The following is a 21375-nucleotide window of genomic DNA, read 5'->3' as shown; positions in this document are numbered from 1 at the left end:
TTATTCCTTGTCATCCAGGGCGAGTTCGTTGTTGCGCGCCTGTGCTTCGTAGAGGCGGAAATAGGCGCCCTCTTTCGCCATCAATTCATCGTGACTGCCCACTTCGACCACCTGGCCGCGGTCCAGCACCACCAGGCGGTCGGCCCGGTGCAGCGTCGACAGGCGGTGCGCGATGGCGATCGTCGTGCGGCCCTGCACCAGGTTGTCCAGCGCCTTCTGGATTTCCTTTTCCGTTTCCGAATCGACCGACGATGTGGCTTCATCCATGATCAGGATGCGCGGGTCGATCAGCAGCGCGCGGGCGATCGAGATGCGCTGGCGTTCGCCGCCCGACAAGCCCTGGCCACGCTCGCCCACCATCGAATCGTAGCCCTGCGGCAGGCGCAGGATGAATTCGTGCGCATGCGCGGCGCGCGCGGCGGCGATGATCTCCTGGCGCGTCGCGTGCGGCTTGCCGTAGGCGATATTTTCCGCGATGGTGCCGAAGAACAGGAACGGCTCCTGCAGCACCAGGCCGATGTTGCGGCGGTAGTCGGACACGGCAAACGAGCGGATGTCGACGCCGTCGAGCAGGATCGCCCCTTCCGAGACGTCATAGAAACGGCAGATCAGGTTGACCAGGGTGCTCTTGCCCGAACCGCTGTGGCCCACCAGGCCGATCATCTCGCCCGCCTTGATGTTCAGGGTGATGCCGCGGTTGACGGCCCGGTTGCCATAGCGGAAACCGACTTCGCGCAAATCGATCCTGCCTTCGATCTTCTCCAGTTTCACCGGTTGCGCCGGTTCCGGCACGCTCGACACGTGGTCGAGGATGTCGAAGATGCGCTTGGCGGCCGATGCCGATTTCTGCGTCACGGAGACGATGCGGCTCATCGAATCGAGGCGGCCGTAGAAGCGCGTGCTGTAGGCGATGAAGGCGGTCAGCACGCCGACGGTGATTTCGCCGCGCGACAGCTGCCAGATGCCGAAGCACCAGATGACCAGCAAACCCATCTCCGTCAGGAAGGAAACGGTCGGCGAAAACAGCGACCAGACCTTGTTCAATTTATCGTTGACGGCCAGGTTGTGCGCGTTGGCGTCGCGGAAGCGGGCCGCTTCGCGTTTTTCCTGCGCAAACGCTTTCACCACGCGGATGCCGGGTATCGTATCGGCCAGCACGTTGGTCACTTCGCTCCACACGCGGTCGATCTTTTCAAAGCCCGTGCGCAAACGGTCGCGCACCAGGTGGATCATCCAGGCGATGAAGGGCAGCGGCGCCAGGGTCATGATGGCCAGCCACGGGTTCATCGACCACAAAATGACGCCCGTCATGATGATCATCAGCACGTCGGACGCGAAATCGAGCAAATGCAGCGAGAGGAAGACGCAGATGCGGTCGCTGCCGCTGCCGATGCGCGCCATCAGATCGCCCGTGCGCTTGCCGCCAAAGAATTCCAGCGACAGCTTCATCAGGTGTTCATACGTGGCCGAGCGCAAATCGGCGCCCATGCGTTCGGATACCAGGGCCAGCACATACGTCTTGCCCCAGCCCAGCAGCCAGGCCAGCAGGGCCGAACCGAGCAAGCCGCTCATGTAGTAGACCACCAGCCACGGGTCGATATGCTTGCCGTTCTGATACGGGATCAGCACGTTGTCCATCAGCGGCGCCGTCAGGTAGGGCGGAATCATGTGCGCGGCCGTGCTCAGCAGCATCAAAATGAATCCCAGGGCCAGCTGGCCACGGTAGGGGTGGGCGAAGCGCCACAGGCGGAACAGGGTCCAGGTCGATGGCGGCGTATGCAGCACCTTGGCGCAGATCGGACACTCTTCCTGCTCCGGCTCCAGAGGCGCTTTGCAGCTGGGACAGACTTCCTGCTCCGCTTCCAGCACGGGCTGGCCCGTCAGGTGGCTGTCGAGGCGTTCGACGAACTGTTCCAGCACGCGGATCGCATGCAGGTTCTGGCCCAAAGTAAAGCGCCACGACGCCAGGCGGCCGTGGTCGTCGAACAGTTCCAGGTGGCCGACACCGGCGTGGTCATGGTGAGTCAGGCGCAATCCGTGGCGGAAAGACCAATGTTTCCACTCTTTGTCGCCCGGCGCGCGGGCCAGCAAACGCTTCTCTGTGACAACAATTATGCCTTTTGTGAAACGTAATCGCGCATCGAGGTCAACCTCAACGCTACTTAAAACGTTCTCCCCTGGAGAAAGCTTGCTTTCCACTTCCGCCAGCCAGGTTTCCGGCACGGTCGCCGACGGCGAAGTGGGGGGAATAGTTGTTGCAGGAACACTCAGTTCAGTTGTCATCGTAAAGCATACTCCGGCTCGAGGCCAAGCCCTTCAGGGCGGGATTTGGGGGATGGGGCAGTCGCCCGATCAATGTTTGTGTACTGCGCGATGGCGAGGTGGATGCACCAGTGGCAATTTCCTGTATTGTATCGAATGGATGCCTGCAGGTAATGAATGATGGCAAAACGGAGCAAAAAAAGGCGCGTCCATCGTACAGGGGCAAGTATACAACAGCCCGCTGTTGCGCAAATGCTCCAGCTTAGCCCGGAGTCGGTAACTTTATAACAAGTATGGCAACAATTAGTAACAATTAGAATGACAACACCAGCAGAATACGAGAAGCAAACGCGACAAGAGGCCGCTAAAAGTGGCACACTGCGCATACCCGGGATAAAGAACCAAGCACGAGCCTGAAAAGACTCTGTAAAGCCAACATAAAGTATCTGGCGCCCAGACGCCTGGCTTGTTATCAAGAAACCACTTACATGATCAAGAAGAAGAACATCGAATTCGTCCGCGTCACCCACTTGCGCGGCCCCAACATCTGGACTTACCGCCCGGTGATTGAAGCCTGGGTCGACATCGGCGAACTGGAAGACTATCCATCGAATACCCTGCCCGGCCTGTACGAGCGCCTGGTGGCGTGGCTGCCAGGCATGATCGAGCACCGCTGCGGCGTGGGAGAACGGGGCGGCTTTTTCGAGCGCCTGCGCGAAGGCACATGGTCGGCTCATATCCTCGAACACGTGGTACTGGAACTGCAAAACCTGGCCGGCATGCGCACGGGCTTCGGCCAGACGCGCTCGACCAGCCAGCGCGGCGTCTACAAGATGGCCTTCCGCACGCGCGAAGAGCATGTGGGCCGCGCCGCCCTGGCCGCCGCACGCGAACTGCTGATGGCCGCCATCAACGATGAAGCCTACGACCTGGAAGCGGCATTGGCGCCGCTGCGCGACATGGTCGATTCGCGTTGCCTGGGCCCGAGCACGGCCAGCATCGTCGATGCGGCCACCGAGCGCAGCATCCCTTCCTTGCGCCTGAACGACGGCAACCTGGTGCAGCTGGGCCACGGCGCCGCGCAGCGCCGCATCTGGACGGCCGAAACGGACCGTACCAGCGCGATTGCCGAAGGCATCGCCAGCGACAAGGATCTCACCAAATTCCTGCTCAAATCGTGCGGCGTGCGCGTGCCTGAAGGCAGCCTGGTGCGCAGCGCCGAAGCGGCCTGGGAAGAAGCGCAGGACATCGGCGTGCCCGTCGTCGTCAAGCCGTACGACGGCAACCACGGCCGCGGCGTGTCGCTGAACCTGATGACCGAAAGCGACGTGAAGGCAGCCTACGAACTGGCCGCGCGCAAGGGCGACAGCTCGGCCGTGCTGGTGGAAAGCTTCATCACGGGCGACGAGCACCGCCTGCTCGTGGTCGGCAACAAGCTGATCGCGGCCGCCAAGGGCGAATCCTTGTGGGTCGACGGCGACGGCGTGTCGACCGTGCTGGAACTGGTCAATACGCAGATCAATATCGACCCGCGCCGCGGCGAAGGCGAGGATTTCCCGCTCGGCACCGTCAAGCCGCATGAATCGGGCGAAATCATCCTCGAACTGCAGCGCCAGGGCATGACCGCCCTGTCCGTGCCGCAGGCCGGCCAGAAAGTGCTGATCCAGCCGAACGGCAACGTCGCCATCGACGTCACCGACGACGTGCACCCGTCCGTCGTGCATGCGGCCCTGCTGGCCGCGCGCGTCGTCGGCCTGGACATCGCCGGCATCGACCTGGTCACCACCGACATCACGCGTCCGCTCGAAGAGCAGCGCGGCGCCATCATCGAAGTCAATGCCAGCCCCGGCCTGCTGGCGCACATCAAGCCGGGCGTGGGCCAGCCCCGCCCCGTCGGCGCGGCCATCGTCGACCACCTGTTCGCGCCCGAGGAAACGGGCCGCATTCCGCTGATCGGCGTGACGGGCACGCGCGGCGCCAGCCTGATCGTGCGCATGCTGTGCAAACTGCTCAACCTGTCGGGCCTGCACACGGGCGCCGTCTGCAGCGAAGGCATGTATCTGGACCAGCGCCGCGTCGTCAGCAGCGATTGCGTGAACTGGGACGCGGGCCAGCGCCTGCTGCTCAACCGCACCGTGCAGACGGCCCTGTTCGAGAGCAATCCGCGCATGATCCTGGCCGAAGGCCTGGCTTATGATAAATGTCAGGTCGGCATCGTCACCGACATGGGCAGCCTCGAGAGCGTCAAGGATTTCGACGTGCTCGACGAAGCGGGCCTGTACAAGGCCGTGCGCAGCCAGGTCGACGTGGTCGTGCCGACCGGCGTGGCCGTGCTCAATGCCGCCAACGCGCACGTGCTGGAACTGGCCGAACTGTGCGACGGCACGGTGACCCTGTATGCGCAGGATGGCGGCTTGCCGGCCATCGCGACGCAACTGGCCGCCGGCCAGCGCGCCGTGTTCGTGCGCGGCAACCACATCGTGCTGGCCGAAGGCGGCATCGAAACGGTCTTGCTGTGCCTGGACCTGCTGAAACCGGCCACGGCCGGCAATGTCGACAGCGTGCTGGCCGTCGCGGCTGCCGCCTGGGCCCTGAACCTGCCCGTCGACCTGATTTGCGCAGGCTTGCGCACCTTTGACGCGGCCCCCGGCTGCATCGGGAACTGAAAACCAGAGACGTCAAACCAAACCTACTGCGCGTCGCGATTTGCGGCCTCCGATGCTCACTGTGCATCCGCACAGCTCCGCGTCTCGGCCACAACTCCCATCCGCTCGCTACGGTTTAATTTGACGTAAAAGCCCGGCTACGGCCGGGCCCACAAGAACACAACAGGATTACGGTTTAATTATGGAAGTATCTCGCGTACGGGCCTTGCGGGGCCCTAACCTCTGGAGCCACGACACCGCCGTGGAAGCCATTGTTTCCTGCACCACGCAGGAACTCGACATCGCCCAGCTGCCCGGCTTCGAAGCCCGCCTGCGCGCCCTCTTTCCGCAACTGAGCCCGCTGCAACCGCTGGGCAATTACAACGCCGCGCCGATGGCGCAGGTGCTGGAACTGGCGGCGCTGGGCCTGCAGGCGCAAGCCGGCTGTCCCGTCACCTTCAGCCGCACCACGCCGACCCTGGAAACGGGCATCTTCCAGGTCGTCGTCGAATACTCGGAAGAAGCCGTCGGCCGCCTGGCCCTGGAACTGGCGCAGCAACTGTGCCGCGCCGCGCTCGACGACGCGCCGTTCGACCTGGCCGGCGCCCTGCACCAGCTGCAGGAACTCGATGAAGACGTGCGCCTCGGTCCATCGACGGGCGCCATCGTCAACGCCGCCGTGGCGCGCAACATCCCGTTCCGCCGCCTGACCGAAGGCAGCCTGGTGACGTTCGGCTGGGGCAGCAAGCAGCGCAAGATCCAGGCCGCCGAAATGGACGGCACCAGCGCGATTGCCGAAGCCATCGCGCAGGACAAGGAACTGACGAAAAAACTGCTCGATTCGGCCGGCGTACCCGTGCCGCAAGGCCGCGTCGCCATCGACGCGGACGACGCCTGGGCCGCCGCCTGCGAGATCGGCCTGCCCGTCGTCGTCAAGCCGAAGGATGGCAACCAGGGCAAGGGCGTCACCGTCAATGTCACCACGCGCGAGCAGCTGACGGCCGGCTTCCTCGCGGCGCAGGAATTCCGCGACGACATCCTCGTCGAACGCTATCTGCCGGGCCACGATTTCCGCTTGCTCGTCATCGGCAACAAGATGGTGGCAGCGGCCCGCCGCGACCCGCCGCAAGTGGTGGGCGATGGCCAGCACACGGTGCGCGAACTGGTCGACCAGGTCAACCTGGACCCGCGCCGCGGCAGCGGCCACGCCACCTCGCTGACGAAAATCCGCTTCGACGACATCGCCCTGGCCAGTCTGGCCAAACAGGGCTACGTGGCCGAATCCGTGCCGCCCGTGGGCCAGCGCGTCATCCTGCGCAATAACGCCAACCTGTCAACGGGCGGCTCGGCCACCGACGTCACTGTCGACGTGCATCCGGAAGTGGCGGCGCGCGCCGTCGCCGCCGCGCACATGGTGGGCCTGGATATCTGCGGCGTGGACGTCGTTTCCGACAGCATCCTGAAACCGCTGGAAGAACAGAACGCCGGCATCGTCGAAGTGAACGCCGCGCCGGGTCTGCGCATGCACCTGGCGCCGTCGTTCGGCAAGCCGCGCCCCGTCGGCGAAGCCATCATCGCCGCCATGTTCTCCGAGGGCGACGATGGCCGCATTCCCGTTGTCGCCGTCACCGGCACCAACGGCAAGACCACCACCGTGCGCTTGATCGCCCACCTGCTGACCACCTCCGGCCTGCGCACCGGCATGACGAATACGGATGGCGTGTACATCGAAGGACGCCAGATCGACAGCGGCGACTGCAGCGGCCCGCGCAGCGCGCGCAACGTGCTGCTGCACCCGGACGTGGACGCGGCCGTGTTCGAGACGGCGCGCGGCGGCATGCTGCGCGAAGGCCTGGCTTTTGATCGCTGCCAGGTTGCCGTGGTGACGAATATCGGCGCGGGCGACCACCTGGGCCTGAACTACATCACCACCGTGGAAGACCTGGCGGTATTGAAGCGCGTGATCGTGCAGAACGTGTCCGACAGCGGCGTGGCCGTGCTGAACGCCACCGATCCGGCCGTGGCCCGCATGGCCAAAAATTGCAGTGGAACGGTGACCTTCTTCGCCGCCGACAAGACGCATCCCGTAATGGCCACGCACCGCGCGCAGGGCAACCGCGTCGTGTACGTGGAAGACGGCAAGCTGGTCGCGGCGCAGGGCAAGGAACGCCACGAAATCGCCCTGTCGCAGGTGCCCATCACGCGCAACGGCGCCATCGGCTTCCAGGTCGACAACGTCATGGCGTCGCTGGCCGCCGCCTGGGCCGTGGGCCTGGACTGGAAAACCATCGCGCTGGGCCTGAAAACCTTTGCCAATGAAGCCGACAATGCGCCGGGCCGCTTCAACGTCTTCGATTACAAGGGCGCCACCCTGATCGCCGACTACGGCCACAATCCGGACGCCATCCTGGCGCTGGTGCAGGCTGTCGAGAGCATGCCGGCCAAGCGCCGCTCGGTGGTCATCAGCGGCGCCGGCGACCGCCGCGACGAAGACATCCGCCAGCAGACGGAAATTCTCGGCGCCGCCTTCGACGACGTGCTGCTGTACCAGGACCAGTGCCAGCGCGGCCGCGCCGACGGCGAAGTGGTGGCCTTGCTGCGCCAGGGCCTGAACGGCGCCAAGCGCACCAGCCATATCGATGAAATCAACGGCGAATTCGTCGCCATCGACAAGGCCCTGGCGCGTTTGAACGAAGGCGATCTGTGCCTGATCCTGATCGACCAGGTGGAAGAAGCGCTGGCGCACATCGCCAAGCGCGTCGCCGAAGCGTAAGCGCTGCATCACTGCGCACGGGGCGGCCTGCGGGTCGCCCTTTTTTTCATACCTGTCCGTCAGTCGGCGCCGGCTTTTTCGATCGCCTGCGCAGCCAGCGCGCCGGCCCGCATCTCGCTGGCAAACAGCGACGCCGCGTGCGCCATCGCGCGCGTGGCGCGCGCCAGGAAATGCGTCCAGTGCTGCTGCTCGAGCAGCAGCATCTCGATGCAGAACCACACCTGGCCGCGCTGCACATGGCCCTTCACCAGCTTGACGCGGCGGTTGACTTCATCGAGCGCGGCACGCACGCGCAGCAACTCTTCCGGACTATCGATAGACCACACATTCGGCAGCAGCAGTTTGCCAAATTGCCCATCATCGGCGTCAAAGCACAAGACATAGCCCATGCCTTCGAAACGGAAAACAATATCGCCGTCGCCGTCCGTCCGCGCCTGGTAGCCCTCGGCCGTCAGGTACTGGAGCAGGAAGTCGGTGGCGTTGGTGTGGGTAGACATGGAATTTCCTTTCAATGAGAGTGATGGCCGCGCCCATCCTTGGTGCCGCTGCATCACTGCTTCAACGCAGCCGCCCGCGCAAAATACAAAACTATTTTTCTGTGCATGCGGCGGCAAGGCAGGCCAGCGCTTGCCGCCAGCGCGCATGAATGCAGCAGGGATACCGGAATTGATATGGAGTTCGAAAAAGAAGTCATTTGTGGGGCAAAGTCATTCCCCCTACCATGCTTCCTGAGCAAGTTTCAGCTCCGGCGGCGACTGCCGCAGCGTTCTCAACATAACTAAAATACAGGTGGAGACAAGATGAAGCAATCGATGGCAACGGGTACCCGCACGTCCCGGCAAAACACACGGCTGACCTTGAAGGCCACGGTGGCCGCGCTGGCCGGCGCAGGCCTGCTGAGCAGCGCTTCCGTCTGGGCGCAACAGGCGCCCGCCGTGGAAATACCAGTGGAAGAAACGGTGCCGGCGGCAGCGCCAGCCGACAGCGGCATCGCCGTCGTCGCCGTCACGGGCGTGCGCCGCGCGGCGCAAAGCGCGCAGATGATCAAGAAAAACAACGACCAGGTGGTCGACTCCATCGTCGCCGATGAAATCGGCAAATTCCCCGACAAGAACGTGGCAGAAATCCTCGGCCGCGTGACGGGCGTGCAGATCCGCCGCGAAGGCGGCGAAGCCGGTTCCGTCATCATCCGCGGCTTGCCCGGCGTCGTGACCCTGCTCAACGGCCGCGAAATGTTCACCTCCGTGGGCCGCAGCCTGTACCTGGCCGACATCCCGACGGCGATGCTGCAGCGCGTGGACGTATATAAATCGCAGGGTGCCGACATGGTCGAAGGCGGCACGGCCGGCGTGGTCGATGTGCGCACCAACCGCCCCTTCGATTTCAAGGGTTTTACCGCATCGGGCAATGTGCGCGCCGAGCACCGCGACAAGTCGGGCTCGACGGACCCGAACGTCAGCGGCATGGTCTCGAACCGCTGGAAGACCCCATACGGCGAATTCGGCGCCCTGCTCGGTCTGTCCTACCAGCGCAGCAAATACTATGACGAGACGATCTGGAACGCCGAACCCGTCAAGCGCCCCGAAGCGGGCAATATCACGGGCCCCGACTCCGTCGGCATGATCCCGACCGTGGGCGACCGCAAGCGCTACGCGGCGAATGCCGCCTTCCAGTGGCGCCCGAACTCGCAGGTGGAAGTGTATGCGGAAGGCATGTCGACCCTGATCAAGCATGCGTTCGACAGCCAGTTCTTCGTCGGTTCGCTGCCCTGGGGCCAGAACCCGGACATCACCCTGATCCCCGGCACCAGCCAGGCGGCCACGGTGGGCAAGATCGACGGCCCATGGTCGCCGTTCACGCTGGGTTCAACCCAGGCGCGGCGCGACCGCTCGATCGGTTCGCAAGGCGCCATCGGCGCGCGCTGGGACATCACGCAGCAGCTGCGCGCGACCACGGAACTGGCGCGCACGGTGAGCAACTTCGAGCGCGAATTTCCCATCCTCGACTTTCTTGCCCATCCGACCAGCGTGATCGGAAGCACCAACGTCAACGGCGGCGCGCAGATCAGCTACCCCGGCTACAACATGCTGGACCCGAAGAACTATACGCTGCTCGGTTTCTACGATAACCACAACCACGACGAAGGCAGCTCGACGGACTGGCGCGGCGACATCACCTACGACATGGACAGCACGGGCTTCTTCCGCGAATTCTCGGGCGGCGTGCGCCTGGCCAAACGCAAGGCCGAATCGATCCGCGAAAAAAATGGCCAGGGCGGGTTGACGTCGACCATGACTGCGGACGCGATACCCGGCCTGGCGTGCGCCTCGCACGACAACACGGGCAACTTCGGCCTGCAAAGCTGGCTCACGCCATGCCGCGACTTCATGCTCAACAACACGGCCGCGCTGCGCCAGCTGTTTACGGGCAGCAGCGAACGCAGCCCGGACGATCCGATGACCCACTACAAGGATGTGGAAAAAACCAATGCCGTCTACGGCAAGGCGCGCATCGGCTTTGAGCTGGCGCAGGTGCCGGTCGATGGCACCGTGGGCGTGCGCGTGGTGCAGACCAAGCAGGACTTGCAAGGCAATTCCTCGCAAAACGGCATCGTCACGCCGGTGCGCGTGAAGACGTCCGATACGGACGTACTGCCCAGCCTGACCCTGAAAGCCCTGCTGCGCCAGGACCTGATTGCCCGCCTGACCGCCGGCAAGGCCGTGCAGCGCCCGAACTTCGCCGACTTCAATCCTGGCGTAAGCCTGGGGCAAAGCCTGGAAATGGTGCGCCCGACGGGCAGCGGCGGCAATCCCGACCTCAAGCCCGTGGAAGGCAAGAACCTCGACGCCGCGCTGGAATGGTATTTCGCCCAGACGGGTTCCGTCACGGCCACCGTGTTCCGCCACAACTTCAAGAATTACATCCTGTCCGGTTCTGCCAAGGAAACGTACGGCGGTATCGAGTACGATATCACGCGTCCGCGCAACACCTCGAAGGGCCACCTGCAAGGCATGGAAATGGCCTACCAGCAGTTCTACGACAAGCTGCCCGGCTGGATGAGCGGCCTGGGCCTGCAGGCCAACGCCACCTACATGACGGGCGAGCTGGAAGAACTCAATGGCAGCGCGCACCCGTTCACGGGCATGTCGAAATGGTCGGCCAATATCGTCGGCCTGTACGAGCAGGGACCGTGGTCGGCGCGCCTGGCCTACAGCTGGCGCGACAAGTACGTCGACGACTACAACTACCGCGGCAAGGGCATCCACCTGACCGTGGCGCCAACCAAAACCCTGGACGCGTCGGTCTCGTACAAGCTCAATGCGCACACCACGGTGACGCTGGACGCGAACAACCTGCTCGATTCGACCTACCGCGACTACCACGACACGCCGGACTATGTGCGCGATGTGCGGCGCTATGACAAGGTTGTCGGTTTATCCGTACGCTGGAGCTTGTGATGGACACCTGAGCAAACCGGCTGCGCGGCGCGCTTTGCGGCCGGCGATGCTCACGGCACGACAGTGCCGCTGCGCTTCTCGGCCACAAATCACCGCCGCTCGCGATGGTTTTGTCAGGCGTCGATACGTCGTTGGAATACATGTCTTCTTCCTTGAGGAGTTTCAGCGCCAGCCGGCAACGGTTGGCGTTTTTTTTGCATTGAAGAATTTATCCGACAGAGGAAGTGATTTGGCGCAAAGTGGCGGCGCCGGGGCGCTTTTATGCTGGCAGCTTGACCAGCGAACCCGGCGGGGACAACATGCGCGATGCACGGCACGTCGATATACAGTTATTTCAACCCGACATCCCGATGCGGCTCGACATGCGCACGGCGACGCTGGTCGAACATGCGCTGGCCTTGCAGGAAATGGCCGGCACGGGCGCCGCCGCCCTGTTCCTGCACTGCCACGACGTGCCGCTGCCCACCGCCCTGCGCGTGCTGACGACGGGACCGCGCCGCCAGCCGGCCGGGCCGCACCTGTTTGCCCGCCTGCGTCCGCGCACGGCCGCCCTGCCGCTACCGGCGCGCTGACGAATCCTGTACCATCGCCGCAACCGACTAAATGAGGCACGGCGATGCAGGCAGCGACACCCCACGATTCCTATGCGGCACTGATGGACCTGATCAAGGCGCGCCATGCGGAACTGAGCCCGCAATTCCAGGCCGGCGCCCGCTACCTGGCCGACCATCCTGACGAAGTGGCCGTGTCATCGATGCGCAGCATCGCCGCGCGCGCGCAAGTCCAGTCGGCTGCCCTGGTGCGCCTGGCGCAGCAGCTGGGCTTTGCCGGCTGGCCGGAACTGAAAGCCATCTTCGTCGAACGCCTGCGCGCGGGACCTGCCGGCTATGCGGCAAAGGCGGGCGCGCTGGCCGGCAAGCAAGGCAGCCTGGTCACCGAAGTGTTCGCGGTGCAGCAGCGCAACCTGGCCGCCACGGAAAGCGACAACCACGCCGCCCTGGAGGCGGCCGCCAGCCTGCTGCAGGCGGCCCCCCGCGTGCACGTGGCGGGCTTTCGCGCCGCCCACCCCATCGCCTACACCCTGCACTACCTGTACCGCTTGCTGCGCCCCAGCGTGCAGCTGCTGAGCGGCCAGGGCGGCACCCTGGAAATGGACTTGCGCGCCCTGCAGGCGGGCGAAGCCGTCGTCGTCATCAGCTTCGCGCCGTATTCGAGCGAAGCGCTGCTGGTGGCGCAGGCGGCGCGCCATGCCGGCTGCCAGGTGGTCGCCATCAGCGACAGCGCCATGTCGCCGCTGGCCCTGCAAGCCGATGCCAGCATCGTCATCGCCGTCGACAGCCCCTCGTTCTTCCCCTCCATCGTGGCCGGCGTCGCGGCCGTGGAAAGCCTGGTGGAATTGCTGGTGGCGCGCGCGGGACCCGATGCTGTCGCGGCCATCGGCGCGGCGGAAAGCCAGCTGAGGGCGCTGGGCGCCTATGCAAAAACATCAAATGGTGTAAATTAAATACAAATACATCAATCGTTGCAATACAGCTCCACGCATCCTATAATCGGCCATTCCCCCTTTGCCGATAAGAAAGCGATGCTATGAGTCATGTCTTCCACCGCAGCCTGACCGCCACCTACCCTGTCGCCGTGGGCGGCGATGGGCCTTACCTGATCGACGCGGACGGCAAGCGCTACCTGGACGCCTGCGGCGGCGCGGCCGTCTCCTGCCTCGGCCATTCGGATGCGGCCGTGGCCGCCGCCGTGCAGCGGCAGATTGCCACGATGGCGTACGCGCACAGCTCGTTTTTCACCAGCGAACCGATGGAGCAGTTGGCCGATTTCCTCGTCGCGCGGGCGCCAGACGGCATCGACAGCGTGTATTTCGTCTCCGGCGGCTCGGAAGCGGTGGAAAGCGCGCTGAAACTGACGCGCCAGTATTTCGTCGAGCGGGGCCAGCCCCAGCGCCGCCACGTCATCGCCCGCCGCCAGAGCTATCACGGCAACACCTTGGGCGCGCTGGCCACGGGCGGCAACGCCTGGCGCCGCCAGCAGTTCGAGCCATTGCTGATCGGAGTGACCCACGTATCGCCCTGCTATGCCTGGCGCGAGCAGCAGGCGCATGAAACGGATGCCGGCTACGTGGCGCGCCTGGGCCAGGAGCTGGAAGACAATATCGCCGCACTGGGCGCGGAGAACGTCATGGCCTTCATCGCCGAACCTGTCGTCGGCGCCACGGCCGGCGCCCTGCCCGCCGTCGCCGGCTATTTTGCGCACATGCGCGCCATCTGCCAGCGCCACGGCATCCTGCTGATCCTCGATGAAGTCATGTGCGGCATGGGGCGCACGGGCAGCCTGTTCGCCTGCGAGCAGGAAGCCATCACGGCCGACCTGATCTGCATTGCCAAGGGCCTGGGCGCCGGCTACCAGCCCATCGGCGCCGTGATGGTGTCGAAAGACATCCGCGAGACCATCCGCGCCGGCACGGGCTTCTTCCAGCACGGCCACACGTATATCGGCCACGCCACGGCGTGCGCCGCCGCCCTGGCCGTGCAGCGGCAGATCGAAGAGCGCGGTTTATTGGCCAACGTGCGCGCCATGGGCGGCTTGCTCAAGCAGCGGCTGCAGGCGCGTTTCGGCGAGCACCCGCACGTGGGCGACATCCGCGGCCGCGGCCTGTTCCTGGGCCTGGAACTGGTGCAGGAACGCGCCGGCAAGCAGCCGTTCGACCCGGCCCGCCGCCTGCACGCGCGCATCAAGGCGCAAGCCATGCACAACGGACTGATGTGCTATCCCATGGGCGGCACCATCGACGGCCTGCACGGCGACCACATCCTGCTGGCGCCGCCCTACATCATCGACGCCAGCCACGTCGATGAAATCGTCGACAAGCTGGGCACGGCCATCGACGCTTGCCTGGGCTAACCGCGCCGGCTGTTGCCCACGGTCGACATCAGGCTGGCGCCGCAGCGGCTCCGGTGCCCGTCCAGCGCGAGGGGCACGCCAACAATGGCACTGTGCTGTGCGGCGCCGCGCACACACGCACACCATATCGGGCGCCATGAGCCAGTCATCATCGCGTTCCGGCATATTGACAGCATGCCCGCCGCCGAAAAATCAATCGCCATCCAGCTGCACTTTTGTTCACTCCTTGTCAATACCAATTGACTTATTCGAAACAATCGTTTTAAATCAGGAAGTTACTCAAAATCAATCATTTTGCGCACACAGCCATCGCAATTCCCTCTCCGATGCCTGATGCGCACCTTGATGCACTCTGAAGCCAAGGTATATGGAACTGCTCGACTCCCTGCGTCAGCCCCCGTCGCAAGACGACACGATCAGCGGGCACTATGAAGTGCGCCGCTTGCTGGGCGAAGGCGGTTTCGGCCATGTGTTCGAAGCCTGGGATGCCAAGCTGTGCCGCAGCGTGGCGCTCAAGCGCCTGAAGCCGCAAGCCGATGTGCTGCATCCCGAAAAACTCATCAATGAAGCGCGCCTGGCCGCCTCGCTCAGGCATGCGGCCTTCGTGCGCATCTTCGCCATCGAGGGCCAGGGCACGAGCCAGTCTATCGTCATGGAATTGGTCGAAGGCCAGACCCTGGGTCAATTCATGCACAGCGGCAAGGCTGACCTGCAGTCTGCGCTCGACATCGCTTACCAGATCGCCGACGCGATGGACGAGGCGCACGCGATGGACCTCGTGCACGGCGATTTGAAACCGTCGAACCTGATGCTGGAAGCAAATGGCAAGGTGCGCATCCTCGACTTCGGCCTGGCGCGCCACATCGACCCGCAAGCGACGCAAACGACCACACTGTGCGATTTGCAGGGCACGATCGCCTACATGGCGCCCGAGCGCCTGATGGGCCGCCTGCCCGACACGCGCGGCGACGTGTACGCCTTGGGCGCCATGCTGTACGAAATGCTGGCCGGCCAGCGCCACTTTGCCCACCTGAACGGCTTGGCCCTGGCCGCCGCCCACATGCAGGCGACGGAGCCGTGGCCCGACCTGCCGGAAACCGTGCCGCCCGCCATCAACGCCCTCGTGCGCGCGATGACGGCGCACGACCCGGCCCAGCGGCCGCGCACCATGCGCGATGTGCGCGAGGCGATCGGGGCGCAGAGGACACTGGCGGTGCAGGCTCCAGCACTAGCCTCCGAGACGGTTCCCGCCAAGCCGCCAGCCTCGATTGCGATCCGCCTGCAGGTGCCTGTCAAGCGCGCTGCGGTGGCCGCTGGCGCCGTTGCTATACTGGCTCTGGCAGCGTGGCAAGGCCCTACTCTGCTTGCAGCTTTGCGTGGTCATTACTCCACAGCGCAGTTTTCGGAAATGGCTGCGATGAAGGCTGGCATGGCTGCATTACGAGCATTTGACCTCGACAGCAGCCAAAAAGTACCCATTGAGCAGTTTACTGCCGTGCTACAGCATAATCCGAGCAATGCGAGTGCTGCCGCAGGACTATCCATTGCTTCGGCTTTACGCTACCTGGGCGATGGCCGCGATGAGACGTGGCTACAGCGGGCGGAAGTTAATGCGAAACAGGCACTGGCTGCAGATGACCAACTGGCACTGGCCCACGTGGCCCAAGCCTGGGTTCACGAATACCATGGCAAGAATGAGGATGCGCTGCGCGAAGCAAGTATTTCATTGAATCTGGAACCAAATAATTTCTTGGCACTGTACGGCAAGGCACGCCTACATATCGTCAGTTACAAGTTTGAGCAGGCCAAGCAAGTATTAGACCAGGCCATCCTTGCCCATCCGCAGGAGTACTTGCTCATTACATTGCTCGGTTACATGCACTACAAGAAAGGCGATTATGTTGGTGCGGAACAAGCTTTCCGTCAAAGCATACGCATGAACCCACGCTCCCCCGCTACCTACGCCTACCTGAATGCAGCCCTGCTACGCCAGAATCGCGATGACGAGGCCTTGCAAGTGCTGCAACAAGGACTGCAAATCAGCCCCTACTGGGAACTCTATTCAAATCTGGGTACATCCCTATTTGCAAAAGGTGATTATCTGGGCGCAGTCCAAGCGTTTGAGAGTGCCGTATCGGAACGAAAAGGCGGGCCTGGCATCTATTTATTGTGGGCTAATCTGGCCGACGCCCAACGCTGGGTCCCCGCCCAAGTGCAGGCATCAAAACAATCGTATCGGCGTGCCATCGCCCTGATACAGCCGATGCTTAAACGAATGCCAAACGACATCACACTGAATTCACGAATGGCGCTCTATCAGGCCTATGCAGAGGAAAAGCAACAGGCGCTTACAGGAGTACGGCATGCGCTCAGCTTGGCGCCACAAGTAGCGGATGTGCAATTTCGCGCCGCCCTTACGCATGAACTGATCGGCAACCGTAGCGAGGCGCTTGATGCCTTGCTCACGGCCAGCAAACTTGGCTACCCACGCAACCTGATCGAATCCGCCCCCGATCTTTTGAACCTGCGGCGTGATGCTCGCTATCAACAACTTCTTATTAACCTGGAAAGTGACAGTAAAAAATGACGCCTGTAAGCCCTTGGATGAAGTTATCCGTGCATTTTGATGCAGATCAGATTACCAACCAGCTCGACTACAGTTTCACCTCGTGCGACGGTACGGCCGATCCTCGCCATGGCCCCTACATGGGCGGTGTGCACTTCCAGAAGGGCCAGCATGTCTATCTCGACGTTACTTGCTGCGGCTCCAAAGACAGTGGCTTCACCTCGTTCCAGATCGTCGACTGCTGCATCATTACGGTACCTCAATTGACGCAGATCGGTCCTAAAGTACCGACTATTTATTCTCCACCATCGCCATTTTTGCAAGCCGTTGGCGCCACCTATCAGCTACCGCTGGACTTCGAAATCCAGCAACTACTGGGTGAACCAGAACGGCCGAACCTGCACCATATTCGCCAGGAATGGAAACACAACCTGGACGTGGGTTACGCAAGCGGCCGCTGGGAGTTGTCGTTTGTCATGACCGTACGAATCATGCGAGGCGAAGACGTCCAGCCAGAGCTGCGCGTGTTCTCCTTCGACCCGGAAAGCTCAGTCGGAGGCAACGGCAGCCTGTAAGGCTGCCAGTATTCCATCCCGGCCCGGCAACACCTTGTCCAGGCCAGGATGTCTGTACTTTCTCCTCGAAGTCTCCTCGAAGCATGCCTGCTGAATCAGACAGGGGGAACTGCGCATCCGCAGTCGCAAGCGCGCAAACCGCGGTTCATGGCAGCAATGCATAAACGACCTTGATCTTTGACCGTGCCCTCCCTGCCACGCTGCCCTATTGCCTGCCACCCGGGGCCACCAAGGCAATTCCGCTTGCCTGACGGCTCAACGGCAGTGCCGCAACATGCTGCTTGCTCACCGGCGCACGCAATACGCCGCCCCGCCCGCCGAAAGCGGTAAAATGACGGCCTTGAACCCAAGCTCCGCCCTCTGGCGCAGCCTGGCACGCACACAGCACCACACACAGCCCGGCAGGCATGCGTTTCCTGCCGCCGGACCAACGACAAAGAACACATGACCACCGTCCCAAAAGAAATCAACGCCGCCGCGGCAAAGAAAAATTCCGCTGAAAAACTTACGCCCATGATGCAGCAATATATGGCCATCAAGGAAAATCACCCGACGATGCTGGTCTTCTACCGCATGGGCGATTTCTACGAGCTGTTTTTCGAGGACGCGGAAAAAGCGGCGCGCCTGCTGGGCATTACCCTGACGGCGCGCGGCGTGGCCAGTGGCAACCCGATTAAAATGTGCGGCGTGCCGTTTCATTCGCTCGACGGCTACCTGGCCAAGCTGGTCAAGCTGGGCGAGTCGGTGGCCATCTGCGAACAGATCGGCGACCCGGCCACCAGCAAGGGTCCGGTCGAGCGCAAGGTCATGCGCGTCGTCACGCCCGGCACCCTGACGGATGCGGACTTGCTGCCGGAAAAGGCGGAGCGCCCGCTGCTGGCCATGTGCAGCATCACGCAGCGCAAGACAGTGACGACGGGCCTGGCCTGGCTGTCGCTGGCCAGCGGTGCCTTGAAGCTGATGGAGTTTTCCGGCGATGCGTCCACCGTGGCCGTGCGCCTGCAACAGGAGCTGGAACGCATCGTGCCGGCCGAAATTCTCAGCGGCGACAATGGCAACCTGTTCGATGACTACGCGGGCACGCATGTGAACCGCGTGCCGGACTGGCATTTCGACGTGGTCGGCGGCCACAAGGCCCTGCTCGACCAGCTGGGCGTGGCGACCTTGACGGGCTTTGGCGCCGACGGCCTCGGCGCCGCGTTCGGCGCGGCCGGCGCGCTGCTGCGCTATGCGCAATCGACGCAGGGACGCGGCTTGCAGCACGTGCGCTCTTTGATCACGGAAACGGAAAGCGAATTCATCGGCCTGGACGCGGCTACGCGGCGCAACCTGGAATTGACGGAAACCATCCGCGGCCAGGAATCGCCGACCTTGTTCTCCCTGCTGGATCATTGCCGCACGGCCATGGGTTCGCGCATGCTGCGCCACTGGCTGCACCATGCGCGGCGCGACCAGAACGTGGCGCGTTCGCGCCATGAAGCGATTGCCGCGCTGGCGCAAAGCGAAGCGGCCGGCCCGCTCGCCGCGACGCTGGCGCAAGTGCCCGATATCGAACGCATCACCACGCGCATCGCGCTGCTGTCGGCGCGTCCGCGCGACCTGGCCGCCCTGCGCGATGGCCTGCTGCAACTGCCGGCCCTGCGCGGCGACGTCGTGCGTTGCTATGGTCCTGGCCAGGGCGGCGAAAGCGGTTTGTTGACCGCCATCCATACTGCGCTGGCCACGCCTGTTGCCTGCCTGGACTTGCTGGTGCGCGCCGTGGCGCAGGAACCGGCCGCCATGGTGCGCGACGGCGGCGTGTTCGCCACCGGCTTCGACGCGGAACTCGATGAATTGCGCGCGCTGTCGGAAAACGCGGGCCAGTTCCTGCTCGACCTGGAAACGCGCGAACGCGCACGCACGGGCATCGCCAACCTGCGCGTCGAATACAACAAGGTGCACGGCTTCTATATTGAAGTCACGCACGGCCAGACGGACAAGGTGCCGGACGACTACCGCCGCCGCCAGACCCTGAAAAACGCCGAGCGCTACATCACGCCGGAATTGAAGGTGTTCGAAGACAAGGCCCTGTCGGCGCAGGACAAGGCCCTGGTGCGCGAAAAAATGCTGTACGACCTGCTGCTGGCCGACCTGGCGCCGCACATCGGCACCTTGCAGACGATTTCGCAGGGCCTGGCCCAGCTCGACACCCTGAATGCGCTGACAGAACATGCGCAGCAGCACAACTGGACGGCGCCGCAACTGGTCGACGAACCGTGCATCAACATCGTCGAAGGCCGCCACCCGGTGGTGGAAAAGCAGATCGAGCGCTTCATCGCCAACGACTGCCGCCTCGTCAACGAGCGCCGGCTGCTGCTGATTACCGGTCCGAACATGGGCGGTAAATCGACCTTCATGCGCCAGGTGGCACTCATCACCCTGCTGGCCTATGTGGGCAGCTACGTGCCGGCCGCGTCCGCCACCATCGGCCCCATCGACCGCATTTTTACACGTATCGGCGCCACCGACGACCTGGCGGGCGGACGTTCGACCTTCATGGTCGAAATGACGGAATCGGCGGCCATCCTGAACGGCGCCACCGAGCATTCGCTGGTGCTGATGGATGAAGTGGGCCGCGGCACCTCGACCTTCGACGGCCTGGCCCTGGCCTGGGCCATCGCGCGCCATTTGATCGACAGCAGCCGCAGTTTCACCCTGTTCGCCACGCATTACTTTGAGCTGACGCAACTGCCGGAAAGCCACCCGAGCGCCGCCAACGTGCACCTGTCCGCCGTCGAGCACAAGGACAGCATCGTCTTCCTGCACGCCGTGCAGGCCGGTCCCGCCTCGCAAAGCTACGGCTTGCAGGTGGCGCAACTGGCCGGCGTGCCGCAGCCCGTGATCAAGGCGGCGCGCAAGCACCTGGCGCGCCTGGAAGCGCAGGCGCTCGACGCCACGCCGCAGCGCGACCTGTTCTCGCTGCCCTCCGCCGATCCGTATGCGCAGGAGGAAGAAGAGGCAGCGGCGGCGCCGCTGGCCGCGCTGAACGCGGCGCAGCAAGCCTTGCTCGACGCCATCGCCGACCTCGATCCCGATGCGCTCACGCCGCGCGATGCGCTGGAGCAGCTGTATCAGTTGAAACGGCTGGCCGCCGCATGACGATCCGGCGCGGCACGATCCGCCTGCTGGCCGCCAGCGTGCTGGTCGCCTGCCTGCCCTGGCAAGCGGCGCTGGCCGCCCCGGGCGACCAGGCCGGCTTCGAGTTCGCCGTGCTGGGCCATTCCTTCAACGCGGGACCCGACGACGGTCCCCTGAAAAAAGCCATCGCGGACACCAGCGCCTTCAACGCGTCCTTCGTCGTGGCCACCGGCATCAAGGCCGCCAGCGAATCGTGCAGCGACAAGCTGTACAGCCAGCGCAAGGACTTGCTCGACGCCAGCGGCCCGCCGCTGATCGTCTCGCTGTCGGCCAGCGACTGGGCCAACTGCCGCAATTCGCGCGGCCGCATCAACGCCATCGAACGCCTGAACCGCTTGCGCGACGTGTATTTCGCCGACGACCAGAGCCTGGGCCAGCGCAAGCTGACCCTGTCGCGGCTGTCATCGACGGCGAAATTTCGCAGCTATGCGGAAAACGCCCACTGGGAATACGGCGGCGTGCTGTTTGCCACCATTAACCTGCCCGCGAATAACAACCATTTCCTGCCAGAAGCGGGACGCAACAGCGAATTCGAAGACCGCCTGGTGGCCAACCGCTCCTGGCTGCAGCGCTTGTTCGCCATGGCGCAGCGCAAGAAACTCGACGGCATCGTGCTGTTTTCCGATGGCGACGTGGGCGTGCTCGAAGAAGACGACAATTCGCTGCTGCCCAGCTTCAGCTACAACATCAAACAGGATGGCTTTGCCGGACCGCGCAAGCAGATCCGTAGCCTGGCGAAAAAGTTCAGCGGCAAGGTGTTGTTGGTCGATACGCAGCGCGAAACCGACGCGGACGGCAAGGAAGGTAAAAGCAAGAAGGCCGCGGCCAGCGCTGGCGCGCCAAAAATCAGCTGGAAAGGCAACCTGGGCCACGTCAGCATCGACAACGACTGGTCCGCCATCGCCGTACGGCCCGGCAAGACGCCATTCTTTGAGGTGCGCCAACGCGCCACCCGCCCATCGGCGCAGGCGCGCACCAGGGCGTCGACCGTGCGCAGATAAAAAATAAG

The 21375-nt window shown here is 63.7% G+C and carries 12 protein-coding genes; 10 read left to right on the top strand and 2 right to left on the bottom strand.

Features of this window, described 5'->3' with window-relative positions; all coding sequences use genetic code 11:
* Positions 1-2283, bottom strand: coding sequence for an ABC transporter ATP-binding protein (locus CBW66_RS00805; protein ID WP_086136208.1), 2283 nt, complete (start codon positions 2281-2283; stop codon positions 1-3).
* A 467-nt stretch (positions 2284-2750) separates the two neighbouring features.
* On the opposite strand from CBW66_RS00805, the gene cphA (CBW66_RS00800) reads away from it, so the two are divergent.
* The gene (gene cphA / locus CBW66_RS00800; protein WP_086136207.1) at positions 2751-4928 is read left to right on the top strand and encodes a cyanophycin synthetase; all 2178 of its coding nucleotides are present in this window, start codon (positions 2751-2753) and stop codon (positions 4926-4928) included.
* Positions 4929-5109: 181 nt separating this feature from the next.
* Positions 5110-7680, top strand: coding sequence for a cyanophycin synthetase (cphA, locus tag CBW66_RS00795; protein WP_086136206.1), 2571 nt, complete (start codon positions 5110-5112; stop codon positions 7678-7680).
* Positions 7681-7739: 59 nt separating this feature from the next.
* Here cphA (CBW66_RS00795) and CBW66_RS00790 read toward each other — a convergent pair whose 3' ends face one another.
* Complete coding sequence (locus CBW66_RS00790; RefSeq protein ID WP_086136205.1) at positions 7740-8177, bottom strand: YbjN domain-containing protein; 438 nt, start codon at positions 8175-8177, stop codon at positions 7740-7742.
* Positions 8178-8480: 303 nt separating this feature from the next.
* On the opposite strand from CBW66_RS00790, the gene CBW66_RS00785 reads away from it, so the two are divergent.
* The 8 genes from CBW66_RS00785 (at position 8481) to CBW66_RS00750 (ending at position 21367) form a co-directional block, all read left to right on the top strand.
* Positions 8481-11138 (top strand): TonB-dependent receptor, encoded by a 2658-nt coding sequence (locus CBW66_RS00785; RefSeq protein WP_230491985.1) that lies wholly within the window; start codon positions 8481-8483, stop codon positions 11136-11138.
* Between the two features lie 299 nt (positions 11139-11437).
* A complete protein-coding gene (locus tag CBW66_RS00780; RefSeq protein ID WP_139841526.1) occupies positions 11438-11710 on the top strand; it encodes a hypothetical protein in 273 nt (90 codons plus the stop codon).
* 44 nt (positions 11711-11754) lie between these two features.
* The gene (locus CBW66_RS00775; RefSeq protein WP_086136203.1) at positions 11755-12642 is read left to right on the top strand and encodes a MurR/RpiR family transcriptional regulator; all 888 of its coding nucleotides are present in this window, start codon (positions 11755-11757) and stop codon (positions 12640-12642) included.
* A gap of 83 nt (positions 12643-12725) precedes the next feature.
* Positions 12726-14048: an aspartate aminotransferase family protein gene (locus tag CBW66_RS00770; protein WP_086136202.1), complete on the top strand. Its 1323-nt coding sequence runs from the start codon at positions 12726-12728 to the stop codon at positions 14046-14048.
* A 367-nt stretch (positions 14049-14415) separates the two neighbouring features.
* A complete protein-coding gene (locus CBW66_RS00765) occupies positions 14416-16635 on the top strand; it encodes a serine/threonine-protein kinase (protein WP_086136201.1) in 2220 nt (739 codons plus the stop codon).
* A gap of 29 nt (positions 16636-16664) precedes the next feature.
* Positions 16665-17189, top strand: coding sequence for a hypothetical protein (locus tag CBW66_RS00760; RefSeq protein WP_139841525.1), 525 nt, complete (start codon positions 16665-16667; stop codon positions 17187-17189).
* Between the two features lie 444 nt (positions 17190-17633).
* Positions 17634-20327 carry a DNA mismatch repair protein MutS gene (gene mutS / locus CBW66_RS00755; RefSeq protein WP_086136199.1) on the top strand — a complete coding sequence of 898 codons (2694 nt, stop codon included), beginning with the start codon at positions 17634-17636 and terminating at the stop codon, positions 20325-20327.
* Positions 20324-21367 (top strand): hypothetical protein, encoded by a 1044-nt coding sequence (locus CBW66_RS00750; protein WP_086136198.1) that lies wholly within the window; start codon positions 20324-20326, stop codon positions 21365-21367. Before mutS ends, CBW66_RS00750 begins: the two co-directional genes overlap by 4 nt.
* Positions 21368-21375: the final 8 nt, after the last annotated feature.

Source organism: Janthinobacterium sp. GW456P, assembly GCF_002127655.1.
Taxonomy (GTDB): domain Bacteria; phylum Pseudomonadota; class Gammaproteobacteria; order Burkholderiales; family Burkholderiaceae_D; genus Janthinobacterium.
Note: the sequence above shows the minus strand (reverse complement) of the source record. Positions and strands in the feature narration are given on the sequence as shown.